An 11,096-nucleotide genomic window follows, 5' to 3' on the forward strand; every position below is an offset into this window, starting at 1 on the left:
ATCCCCGCCGTTCAGAAATTGCACCCCAACGACCCTTCGCGTCCTGAAACCGACCTTGGCTGACGGGTGGGGAAAATTGAACGCTCGCTCCTTCTTTATAGGTGCTTCGGACAGAAGGTTGGCGAGGGGCGGACCTGCGGTTACCGCGGGATTACTTGTGGGCTCGCCCAGCCCCATGGAATGCGCCCCTTCCGAACCCGGCTTGCCCATTCGCGACCGGCTTGACGCTTTCGGCAATACCCCGGTCGCTTTTGCGCGATAGCGCCGAATCCCCCGGGGATATGCTCCCCCCAAAGCGCCGGCAGAAGATTCGGCGCATGGATAACAGGGGACAGCCTGATGAGCCCAGCCGAACTGCACGCCGACAGCATCGTCATCGACGGTCTGATCATCGCCAAGTGGAACCGTGAACTCTTCGAAGACATGCGCAAAGGCGGTCTGACCGCGGCCAACTGCACCGTGTCGGTCTGGGAAGGCTTCCAGGCGACGGTGAACAACATCGCCGCCAGCAGCAAGCTGATCCGTGAGAACAGCGATCTGGTGATCCCCGTGCGCACCACCGCCGACATCCGCAAGGCCAAGGAGCAGGGCAAGACCGGCATCCTCTTCGGCTTCCAGAATGCCCACGCATTCGAAGACCAGATCGGCTACGTGGAAGTGTTCAAGCAACTCGGCGTGGGCATCGTGCAGATGTGCTACAACACCCAGAACCTGGTCGGCACCGGTTGCTACGAGCGTGACGGCGGCCTGTCCGGCTTCGGGCGCGAGATCGTCGCCGAGATGAACCGCGTCGGCGTCATGTGCGACCTCTCCCACGTGGGCTCCAAGACCTCCGAGGAAGTCATCCTCGAATCGAAGAAGCCGGTCTGCTACTCCCACTGCCTGCCGTCCGGCCTGAAAGAACACCCGCGCAACAAGTCCGATGAAGAACTGAAGTTCATCGCCGACCACGGCGGCTTCGTCGGCGTGACCATGTTCGCCCCCTTCCTCGCCAAGGGCATCGACTCGACCATCGACGACTACGCCGAAGCCATCGAGTACGTGATGAACATCGTGGGCGAAGACGCCATCGGCATCGGCACCGACTTCACCCAGGGCCATGGCCAGGACTTCTTCGAGTGGCTGACCCACGACAAGGGTTACGCCCGCCGCCTGACCAACTTCGGGAAGATCGTCAACCCGCTGGGCATCCGCACCGTGGGCGAGTTCCCCAACCTCACCGAGACCCTCCTTAAACGCGGCATGCCCGAGCGCGTGGTGCGCAAGGTGATGGGCGAGAACTGGGTACGCGTGCTCAAGGACGTCTGGGGCGAGTAAGCGCCCTTCTCCCCTCTCCCACTGGGAGAGGGGCCGGGGGTGAGGGACGTCGAATCCCGCTCCTACCCCCTTGAACCCTCACCCTAACCCTCTCCCCAAGGGAGAGGGGGTTAATTCGGCCCCAAGCCGGGCCTCAGCGAATTCCGGAGCTAGAACAACATGGCCAAACACGCCCCTGAAATGCCCATCGAAGTCGACAGCGAAACCGGTGTCTGGACCACCGACGCCCTGCCCATGCTGTATGTGCCGCGCCACTTCTTCGTGAATAACCACATGGGCATCGAAGCCGAGCTGGGCCCGGAGCGTTACGCCGAAATCCTCTACAAGGCCGGCTACAAGTCCGCCTGGCACTGGTGCGAGAAAGAAGCCGAGTGCCATGGCCTGGAAGGCGTGGCGGTGTTCGAGCACTACATGAAGCGCCTGTCCCAACGCGGCTGGGGCCTGTTCCAGATCGAATCCATCGACCTGGACAAGGGCACCGCCCAGGTCCGCCTGAAGCACTCCGCCTTCGTCTACGTCTACGGCAAGGTCGGCCGCAAGGTCGACTACATGTTCACCGGCTGGTTCGCCGGGGCCATGGACCAGATTCTCCAGGCCCGCGGCAGCAGCGTGCGCACCGTCGCCGAGCAGCTGTACAGCGGCTCGGAAGAAGGCCACGACGACGGCCTGTTCATCGTCAAACCTCTGTAAGGCGAGGCTCGGGAAATGGCATTCGAAGCAATGTTCCAGCCGATCCAGATCGGCAAACTCACCATCCGCAACCGTGTGCTGTCCACCGCCCACGCCGAGGTTTATGCCACCGATGGCGGCATGACCACCGACCGTTACGTGAAGTACTACGAAGAGAAGGCCAAGGGCGGCATCGGCCTGGCCATCTGCGGCGGTTCCTCGGTGGTGGCCATCGACAGCCCGCAGGAATGGTGGAGTTCGGTGAACCTGTCCACCGACCGCATCATCCCGCACTTCCAGAATCTGGCCGACGCCATGCACAAGCACGGCGCCAAGATCATGATCCAGATTACCCACATGGGCCGCCGCTCCCGCTGGGACGGCTTCAACTGGCCGACCCTGATGTCGCCCTCCGGCGTCCGCGAGCCGGTACACCGGGCCACCTGCAAGACCATCGAGGTCGAAGAAATCTGGCGGGTGATCGGCAACTACGCCCAGGCCGCGCGCCGGGCGAAGGAAGGCGGCCTGGACGGCGTCGAGTTGTCCGCCGTGCATCAGCACATGATCGACCAGTTCTGGAGCCCGCGCGTCAACAAGCGTACCGACGAGTGGGGCGGCACCTTCGAAGGCCGGATGAAGTTCGGCCTGGAAGTGCTCAAGGCCGTGCGCGCCGAAGTGGGCGACGACTTCTGCGTCGGCATGCGTATCTGCGGTGACGAGTTCCACCCGGACGGCCTGTCCCACGAGGACATGAAGCAGATCGCCAAGTACTACAGCGACACCGGCATGCTCGACTTCATCGGCGTGGTCGGCTCGGGTTGCGATACCCACAACACCCTGGCCAACGTGATCCCCAACATGAGCTTCCCGCCGGAGCCCTTCCTGCACCTGGCGGCGGGCATCAAGGAAGTGGTCAACGTGCCGGTACTGCACGCGCAGAACATCAAGGACCCGAACCAGGCCACCCGCATCCTCGAAGGCGGCTACGTGGACATGGTCGGCATGACCCGCGCGCACATCGCCGACCCGCACCTGATCGCCAAGATCAAAATGGGCCAGGTCGACCAGATCAAGCAGTGCGTCGGCGCCAACTACTGCATCGACCGCCAGTACCAGGGCCTGGACGTGCTGTGCATCCAGAACGCCGCGACCTCCCGTGAATACATGGGCGTGCCGCACATCATCGAGAAGACCACCGGCGTGAAGCGCAAGGTAGTGGTCGTCGGTGGTGGCCCGGCTGGCATGGAGGCGGCACGCGTGGCGGCCGAGCGCGGCCACGACGTGACCCTGTTCGAGAAAAAGGACCAACTTGGCGGCCAGATCACCACTGCCTCCAAAGCACCGCAGCGCGACCAGATCGCAGGCATCACCCGCTGGTACCAGTTGGAACTGGCGCGCCTGGGAATCGATCTGCGCCTGGGCACCGCGGCCGACCCGGACACCATCCTCGACGTGCGCCCCGACATCGTCGTCCTGGCCAACGGTGGTCATCCGTTCATCGAGCAGAACGAGCACTGGGGGGCTGCAGAAGGCCTGGTGGTCAGCAGCTGGGACATCCTCGATGGCACCGTGGCACCGGGCAAGAACGTCCTGGTGTACGACACCATCTGCGAGTTCGGCGGCATGTCGGTCGCGGACTTCCTGGCCGACAAAGGCGCCCAGGTTGAGATCGTCACCGACGACATCAAGCCAGGCATCGCCGTGGGCGGGACCTCCTTCCCGACCTACTACCGCAGCATGTACCCCAAGGAAGTGATCATGACCGGCGACCTGATGCTGGAGAAGGTCTACCGCGAGGGCGACAAGCTGGTGGCGGTGCTGGAGAACGAGTACACCGGCGCCAAGGAAGAGCGCGTGGTCGACCAGGTCGTCATCGAGAACGGCGTACGGCCGGACGAAGGCCTGTACTACGCACTCAAGCAGGGCTCGCGCAACAAGGGCCAGATCGACGTCGAGGCGCTGTTCGCCATCAAGCCGCAGCCCTGCCTGAGCCAACCCGGCGACGGTTACCTGCTGTTCCGCATTGGTGATTGCGTGGCCCAGCGCAACACCCACGCGGCGATCTACGACGCTTTGCGTCTGTGCAAGGACTTCTAAGCGCACACACGGACGGCCCCCTCTCCCGCTTGCGGGAGAGGGCGGGGGGAGAGGGCAAGCCGGCGACTCAAGCGTTTCCGGCATCCCCCTCTCCCTAACCCTCTCCCTCAGGGAGAGGGGACTGGTTCGGAGCACCCCTTTCGGTCCCTGCAAGGAGACCAACAATGCTGAACACCCTTCTTCCCATCCTGCTCTTCGCTGCCCTGGCACTCGCCGTGCTGGGTGCCGCGAAGCGCTTCTTCATGTGGCGCCGGGGCCGACCGTCGAAAGTCGACTGGATTGGCGGCCTCATGGCCATGCCGCGCCGCTACCTGGTGGACCTGCACCACGTGGTCGAGCGCGACAAGTACATGTCCAAGACCCACGTCGCCACGGCTGGCGGTTTCGTGCTGTCGGCCCTGCTGGCGATCGTCGTGCACGGCTTCGGCCTGCATAACCGCATCCTCGGCTTCGCCCTGCTCGCCGCCACCGTGCTGATGTTCGTTGGCGCGCTGTTCGTCGCCAAGCGTCGGCTCAACCCGCCGGCGCGGCTGTCGAAAGGCCCGTGGATGCGCCTGCCGAAGAGCCTGCTGATGTTTTCGGCGAGCTTCTTCATCGCCACCCTGCCGGTGGCCGGCATCCTGCCGGAAGGCTTCGGCGGCTGGTTCCTCGCCGGCATCCTGGCCATCGGCGTGGCCTGGGGCGTGTCCGAGCTGTTCTTCGGCATGACCTGGGGCGGCCCGATGAAGCACGCCTTCGCCGGCGCCCTGCACCTGGCCTGGCACCGCCGCGCCGAACGCTTCGGCGGTGGACGCTCCACGGGTCTCAAGGCACTGGACCTGGCCGATCCGAATGCCCCGCTGGGCGTGGAGAAGCCCACCGACTTCACTTGGAACCAACTGCTCGGCTTCGACGCCTGCGTGCAGTGCGGCAAGTGTGAGGCGGTATGCCCGGCCTTCGCCGCCGGCCAGCCACTGAACCCGAAGAAACTGATCCAGGACATGGTCATCGGCCTCGCCGGTGGCAACGACGCCAATTTCGCCGGCAGCCCTTATCCGGGCATCCCGCTGGGCGAACACAGCGGTGGCCCGCATCAGCCGATCGTCGCCCTGCAAGGCAAGGCACTGGTATCCGCCGAGACCCTCTGGTCCTGCACCACCTGCCGGGCCTGCGTCGAGGAATGCCCGATGATGATCGAGCACGTCGACGCCATCGTCGACATGCGCCGCCACCTCACCCTGGAGAAGGGCGCGACCCCAAACAAGGGCGCCGAGGTGCTGGAGAACCTTATCGCCACCGACAACCCTGGCGGCTTCGCGCCGGGTGGCCGCCTGAACTGGGCCGCCGACCTGAACCTGCCGCTGATGAGTGACAAGAAACAGGCCGAGGTGCTGTTCTGGGTCGGCGATGGTGCCTTCGATATGCGCAACCAGCGCACCCTGCGCGCCTTCGTCAAAGTCCTGAAAGCCGCCAACGTCGATTTCGCCGTGCTCGGCCTGGAAGAACGTGACAGCGGTGACGTGGCCCGTCGCCTGGGTGATGAAGCGACCTTCCAGCAACTGGCTAATCGCAACATCGCCACGCTGAACCAGTACCGCTTCAAGAAGATCGTGTCCTGCGACCCGCACAGCTTCCATGTACTGAAGAACGAGTACGGCGCCCTTGGCGGTCAGTACGAGGTCCAGCATCACAGCACCTACATCGACGAGCTGATGCAGCGCGGCAGCCTCAACCTTGGCCAACACAAGGGCGGCAGCGTGACCTACCACGACCCGTGCTACCTGGGCCGCTACAACGGCGAGTACGAGGCGCCGCGCAACGTGCTCAAGGCCATCGGTATCGAAGTGAAGGAAATGCAGCGCTCCGGTTTCCGCTCACGCTGCTGTGGCGGTGGTGGCGGCGCGCCGATCACCGACATCCCCGGCAAGCAGCGGATACCGGACATGCGCATGGTGGACATCAAGGAAACCGGTGCAGAGCTGGTGGCCGTGGGTTGCCCGCAGTGCACCGCGATGCTCGAAGGCGTTGTGGCACCGCGTCCGGAGATCAAGGACATCGCCGAACTGGTGGCGGATGTACTGATCGAGACAACGGTGGAAGCAAAAAAGCCGTCGGCGGCTAAAGCTGCCGTGGAGGTGGCGTGATGAGCATGTCGCTTGCCTCCCTTCTCCCTCTGGGAGAAGGGCCGGGGATGAGGGAAGCCTCAGGCCTCCGCAGAACGCCAACCATCCCTCACCCCAACCCTCTCCCAGAGGGAGAGGGAGCTGTCCGTGCAGCCATGGAGACCTGTGTATGAGCGACATCATCCGCCGCGACCCGCGTGCCGAGTGGATCGCCCGCAACCGCCTGCACCCGCTGCATGCCGCCATGCAGCAGCAGGGGCAGACGAGCTGGATGGGGCCCAACGGCATCATCCGCAAGAATCCGCACACGATCGCCGCCGGCTTCATAGGCCCCAATGGCCTTAAACGGATCGACCGCAGCGGCGCCCAGCAGGGCACCGCTGGCAAGCGCAGCGCTACAACCGAAGTGGTGCAGCTGCCGCTGCATGTAGTCGAGCAGCCGGCCTTCCACATCTGCGTGGTGCCGGACATGGTCGGTGGCCGACTCTCCAGCCACGACAAAGACCTGCTGGGCCTGGCCAACAAGCTGGCCGGTAGCGAAGGCGCGGTGGTTGCCGTGCTCTTCGGCGAAGACAAGGAAGCCGCCTTCGACACCGCTGGCGTCGACCGCGTCCTGCGCATCGAGGGCGAGGCCTTTGACGGTTATGCGCCCGAAGCGCGCGTGCTGGCCTTGAGCGCCGTGGAAAGCCAGCTCGCCCCGCGTCACTGGTTGCTGCCCGACAGCCGCACCGGTGGCGGAGAATTGGGCCGCCGGCTGGCCGCCAAGCTTGGCGAGCGCCCGGCCACTCGCGTCTGGCAAGTCGCCAACGAACAGGCTATCGGCCGCGCCGGTGCCGGCCGCGAGGACCTGGTGCGCGCTGTACCGCGCCTGATCCTTGCCGCTGCCGAATGCGCCGAGCCGGTCAGCGAAACCCGCCATGAAGCCCGTCCGCTGGAACTGGCCGCGAACATCGCCCACAGCCTGGCGCGCATCGAAGACCTCGGCCCGGTGGCCGTGGACCCGGCGCAGATTCCCATGGCCGAGGCGGAGTTCATCCTCTCCGGTGGCAACGGGGTCAAGGATTGGCAGCTGTTCCACGAGGCCGCCGTGGCCCTCGGCGCCACCGAAGGTGCCTCCCGCGTGGCGGTGGACGACGGCTTCATGCCGCGCAACCGTCAGGTGGGTGCCACCGGTACCTGGGTCACCGCGCGGGTCTACCTGGCCGTCGGTATCTCCGGCGCCATCCAGCACCTGCAGGGCATTGGTGCCTGCGACAAGGTGGTGGCGGTGAACATGGACCCGGGCTGCGACATGATCAAACGCGCCGACCTCTCAGTGATCGGCGACTCCGGTGCCATTCTTGCCGCCCTGATCCAACTGGCCACCGAATACCGTCAGGGAGGGGCACGCGATGCCGCATGACGCACTGAAGATCGTCAGCCTGGTCTCCATCGGCGCACACCCGACCTCGGGCCGCGCACGCCGCGCCGACCAGGACGCCCGCGCCGTGGAGCTGGGCCTGCGCCTGGCCGGCCCGCGCCTGCGCGTGGTCCACGCCGGCAATCCCCATGAGGAAGCCCTGCGTGCTTACCTGGGCATGGGCCTGGATGACCTCATCGTCCTCGAACAGAGCGCGCAGGACGACGCCCTGCCGCCGCTGGGCGACTTCCTCCGCGAGAGCGGCGCCCAGCTCGTTCTCACCGGAAGCCAGGCGGAAACCGGCGAAGGCTCAGGGATGCTGCCCTACCTGCTGGCCGAACGCCTGGGCTGGCCACTGGTGGTGGGTCTGGCCGAAGTGGAAAAAGTTGATAACGGCGTGGCTCAGGTGCTGCAAGCCCTGCCGCGCGGCCAGCGTCGCCGGCTGAAGGTGCGCCTGCCCTTCGTCGCCAGCGTCGACAACGCCGCCCCTACCGCACGCCAGAGCGCATTCGGCCCTGCCCGTCGAGGTCGTATCGAGGCCGAGGACGTGGAGCTGGTGGAGGATGTATTGTTCACCGAGGCCCAGCTGCAACCGGCCCGCCCACGGCCCAAACGGCTCAAGGTGATCAAGGCCAAGACCGGCGCCGAGCGGATGAAGGCGGCCACCGCCAAGGCATCCGGTGGCGGCGGCCAGGTTCTCAAGGACGTCTCGCCGCAAGCGGGGGCCGAAGCTATCTTCAAACTGTTGCTGGAAGAAGGCGTGCTGCGCTGACCGCGCGGCACCATTTGGGAGGAATAGCGCGATGATGCATGCCGATCTGATCGACCAGGAAGATTTTCGAGAGCGCCTGGTGGCGCTGGGTATCAGCATCCCGCCGGGGGTCACTGCCGAGCAGGCCTGCGAACAGGCCGTGAGCGGCCTGAGTCCGGAGCGCGCCTTGGCCCTGCGGCGCCTGGTGGAAGAACTGCTGGGTGGCAGCGCCACCCTGCTGCCCAATGTGCGCGAAGCCATTTCGCGCACCCTGCTGCCGGCCCTGGTGCCGCGCTGAGAGCCGATACCCGGAAACGACTAAGGGCGCCATAGGCGCCCTTTTTCGTGGGAGCGAAACTTTGTAGGGGCGATTTCAATCGCCAAGGGCGGCGAAGCTGCCCCCATTCAAGCTCAGAAGGGCGGACCTGCGGCCTGCTTGGCCAACAAATTCGCCCCTACAGGCAATCCAATGCAAATCGCAGGTCATTCGCCAAGGCGCGCCCCTTAGACCACCCGCACGCTGGCGAAGGTCGACTCTCCCTGGGCGCGGCTCAGGGCCACGCCGGCGGTGGAAGGATTGCGCACCAGTTCGTCCGGCACCGGCATCAGCGCCACCACGTTGGCGTTCTGGCCGGCGCGCTCGTCACGCGGCGGGATGCCGAAGTACTCGCGGTAGCACTTGGAGAAGTGCGGGGTCGAAACGAAGCCGCACACCGAGGCCACCTCGATGATGGACATCGCGGTCTGCTTCAGCAGTTGGCGTGCGCGGATCAGGCGCAGCTTGAGGTAGTAACGCGACGGCGAGCAGTGCAGGTACTTCTGGAACAGGCGCTCCAGCTGGCGGCGCGAGACATCGACGTAGCAGGCCAGTTCGTCGAGGTCGATGGGCTCTTCCAGGTTGGCCTCCATCAACGCGACGATTTCCTGCAGCTTCGGCTGGTTGGTGCCCAGCATGTGCTTGAGCGGCACGCGCTGGTGGTCCTGCTCGTTGCGGATGCGCTCGTAGATGAACATCTCCGAGATGGCTGCAGCCAGTTCGCGGCCGTGCTCGCGGGCGATCAGGTGCAGCATCATGTCCATCGGCGCAGTGCCGCCGGACGAGGTGTAGCGGTTACGGTCGATGGAGAACAAGCGCGTGCTGATGCCCGCACGGGGGAAGGCTTCCTGCATCGCGGCCAGGCACTCCCAGTGCACGCTGCACTCGAAGCCGTCGAGCAGGCCGGCCTTGGCCAGCGCCCAGCTCCCGGTACATACGGCGCCCAGTTGGCGACCCTGGCGGGCCTGCACCTGCAACCAGTGCGTATGTTCACGGCTGACGCTGTGCTGAATGTCGACACCGCCACAGACGATCACGGCGTCCAGGGCCGGTGCGTTGTCCAGGCCACTGTCGGGGGTGATCTGCAGGCCGTCGCTGGCACTGACGGGGCGGCCGTCCTGGCTGAGGGTGTACCAGCGGTAGAGTTCACGACCGGAGAGATGGTTGGCCATGCGCAGCGGTTCTACCGCGGACGCCAGGGAAATCAGGGTGAAGTTGTCCAGCAGCAGGAAACCGATGGACTGGGGAACACGGTTCTGGGGCTGAGCCCCTTGGTTGAACTGTGACATCAGTGAAACCCTCAGGCTAGGCACGGAGCGGAACCCCGTTTCGAGGCTTTTTCTTATGGCCTGGTACTGCGACACCAGGGAATACCAAATATAGGCAAAGGTCGTGCCTAACTTGATTGGTCATTCAATTAAAAACAGTCGAATGCATCCAAGGCCCGTGCCAGCGGGCCTAGGCGAGAGCGACAGAAGCTTTCTGTTTGCGACCGCCAGAGCCCGCGTCTGCCGGGCCCTGGGGACTTAGGTAGCACTGACAGTGCCGGCGGATGTCACCGCGTGCCGCAGGCCACATCCTTCAGTAACAGACGAACGGTTCCGACAGTGACTATCGAGTCACACCGCCGTTCGGCGCATTGCGCACCATCGCGGGGCGGTGACGGAATCGCCGGGCAATCTCGAGTCAGCACTCGATGGCGCTGACCGCCAGACCGCCGCGTGAGGTTTCCTTGTACTTGTCGTGCATGTCGGCGCCGGTGTCGCGCATGGTGCGGATCACCCGGTCCAGCGAGATGAAATGCTCACCATCACCGCGCAGGGCCATCTGCGCCGCGTTGATCGCCTTCACCGCAGCTATCGCGTTGCGTTCGATGCACGGCACCTGCACCAGCCCGCCCACCGGGTCGCAGGTCAGCCCCAGGTTGTGCTCCAGGCCGATCTCCGCCGCGTTCTCCAGCTGCGCCGGAGTCGCCCCCAGCACTTCCGCCAGGCCCGCCGCCGCCATCGCACAGGCCGAACCGACTTCGCCCTGGCAACCGACTTCGGCACCGGAGATCGAGGCGTTCTTCTTGCACAGGATGCCGACGGCGGCCGCGCCGAGGAAGAAGTTCACCACGTCGTCTTCGCTGGCCTCGGGGTTGAAGCGCATGTAGTAGTGCAGCACCGCCGGGATGATCCCCGCCGCGCCGTTGGTGGGGGCGGTGACCATGCGCCCGCCGGCGGCGTTTTCCTCGTTCACCGCCAGGGCGTAGAGGTTCACCCATTCCATCGCGCTCATGGTGCTGCCAATCACGTTCGGCTTGCCCAGCTCCTGCAGGCTGCGGTGCAGCTTGGCGGCGCGCCGGCGCACGTTCAGCCCGCCGGGCAGGATGCCTTCGTGGCCGAGGCCGTTGGTCACGCATTCCTGCATGGCGTCCCAGAGCTTCAGCAGCCCGGCACGGAT

General features: G+C 65.3%; 9 protein-coding genes. 7 read left to right on the forward strand and 2 right to left on the reverse strand.

The annotated features are described in order from the left end of the window. The first annotated feature begins 339 nt into the window (after positions 1–339). The 7 genes from FFS60_RS24415 (at position 340) to FFS60_RS24445 (ending at position 8,633) form a co-directional block, all read left to right on the forward strand. Complete coding sequence (locus FFS60_RS24415; protein WP_028630524.1) at positions 340–1,317, forward strand: dipeptidase; 978 nt, start codon at positions 340–342, stop codon at positions 1,315–1,317. Positions 1,318–1,476: 159 nt separating this feature from the next. Continuing rightward, positions 1,477–2,007, forward strand: a complete 531-nt coding sequence (locus FFS60_RS24420; RefSeq protein WP_028630523.1) for a DUF5943 domain-containing protein — start codon at positions 1,477–1,479, stop codon at positions 2,005–2,007. 15 nt (positions 2,008–2,022) lie between these two features. Next, a complete protein-coding gene (dgcA, locus tag FFS60_RS24425) occupies positions 2,023–4,083 on the forward strand; it encodes a dimethylglycine demethylation protein DgcA (protein ID WP_137823423.1) in 2,061 nt (686 codons plus the stop codon). Between the two features lie 164 nt (positions 4,084–4,247). Beyond that, positions 4,248–6,206, forward strand: coding sequence for a dimethylglycine demethylation protein DgcB (gene dgcB, locus FFS60_RS24430; protein ID WP_137823424.1), 1,959 nt, complete (start codon positions 4,248–4,250; stop codon positions 6,204–6,206). A gap of 148 nt (positions 6,207–6,354) precedes the next feature. Then, positions 6,355–7,587, forward strand: a complete 1,233-nt coding sequence (locus FFS60_RS24435) for an electron transfer flavoprotein subunit alpha/FixB family protein (RefSeq protein WP_137823425.1) — start codon at positions 6,355–6,357, stop codon at positions 7,585–7,587. Beyond that, the gene (locus FFS60_RS24440) at positions 7,577–8,356 is read left to right on the forward strand and encodes an electron transfer flavoprotein subunit beta (protein WP_028630519.1); all 780 of its coding nucleotides are present in this window, start codon (positions 7,577–7,579) and stop codon (positions 8,354–8,356) included. The genes FFS60_RS24435 and FFS60_RS24440 overlap by 11 nt, the downstream gene beginning before the upstream one ends. 31 nt (positions 8,357–8,387) lie before the next feature. Beyond that, the gene (locus FFS60_RS24445) at positions 8,388–8,633 is read left to right on the forward strand and encodes a hypothetical protein (RefSeq protein ID WP_028630518.1); all 246 of its coding nucleotides are present in this window, start codon (positions 8,388–8,390) and stop codon (positions 8,631–8,633) included. 206 nt (positions 8,634–8,839) lie between these two features. On the opposite strand, the gene FFS60_RS24450 is transcribed toward FFS60_RS24445, so the two are convergent. Together FFS60_RS24450 and FFS60_RS24455 are read right to left on the reverse strand one after the other, a co-directional pair. Then, entirely contained in the window at positions 8,840–9,940 is a 1,101-nt protein-coding gene (locus FFS60_RS24450) for a GlxA family transcriptional regulator (protein ID WP_028630517.1), read from the reverse strand. A gap of 397 nt (positions 9,941–10,337) precedes the next feature. Continuing rightward, a partial coding sequence (locus FFS60_RS24455) for an L-serine ammonia-lyase (RefSeq protein ID WP_137823426.1) occupies positions 10,338–11,096 on the reverse strand: 759 nt, incomplete at its 5' end.

The sequence above is a fragment of the Pseudomonas sp. D(2018) genome, assembly GCF_005502555.1.
Classification (GTDB): Bacteria; Pseudomonadota; Gammaproteobacteria; order Pseudomonadales; family Pseudomonadaceae; genus Metapseudomonas; species Metapseudomonas resinovorans.

What these genes read in the sequence shown, in the direction of transcription:
- FFS60_RS24445 (WP_028630518.1), top strand. Translation starts at nt 8,388, where the DNA reads ATGATGCATGCCGATCTGATCGACCAGGAAGATTTTCGAGAGCGCCTG.
- FFS60_RS24440 (WP_028630519.1), top strand. Translation starts at nt 7,577, where the DNA reads ATGCCGCATGACGCACTGAAGATCGTCAGCCTGGTCTCCATCGGCGCA.
- FFS60_RS24420 (WP_028630523.1), top strand. Translation starts at nt 1,477, where the DNA reads ATGGCCAAACACGCCCCTGAAATGCCCATCGAAGTCGACAGCGAAACC.
- FFS60_RS24450 (WP_028630517.1), bottom strand. Translation starts at nt 9,940, where the DNA reads ATGTCACAGTTCAACCAAGGGGCTCAGCCCCAGAACCGTGTTCCCCAG.
- dgcB (WP_137823424.1), top strand. Translation starts at nt 4,248, where the DNA reads ATGCTGAACACCCTTCTTCCCATCCTGCTCTTCGCTGCCCTGGCACTC.
- FFS60_RS24415 (WP_028630524.1), top strand. Translation starts at nt 340, where the DNA reads ATGAGCCCAGCCGAACTGCACGCCGACAGCATCGTCATCGACGGTCTG.
- FFS60_RS24435 (WP_137823425.1), top strand. Translation starts at nt 6,355, where the DNA reads ATGAGCGACATCATCCGCCGCGACCCGCGTGCCGAGTGGATCGCCCGC.
- dgcA (WP_137823423.1), top strand. Translation starts at nt 2,023, where the DNA reads ATGGCATTCGAAGCAATGTTCCAGCCGATCCAGATCGGCAAACTCACC.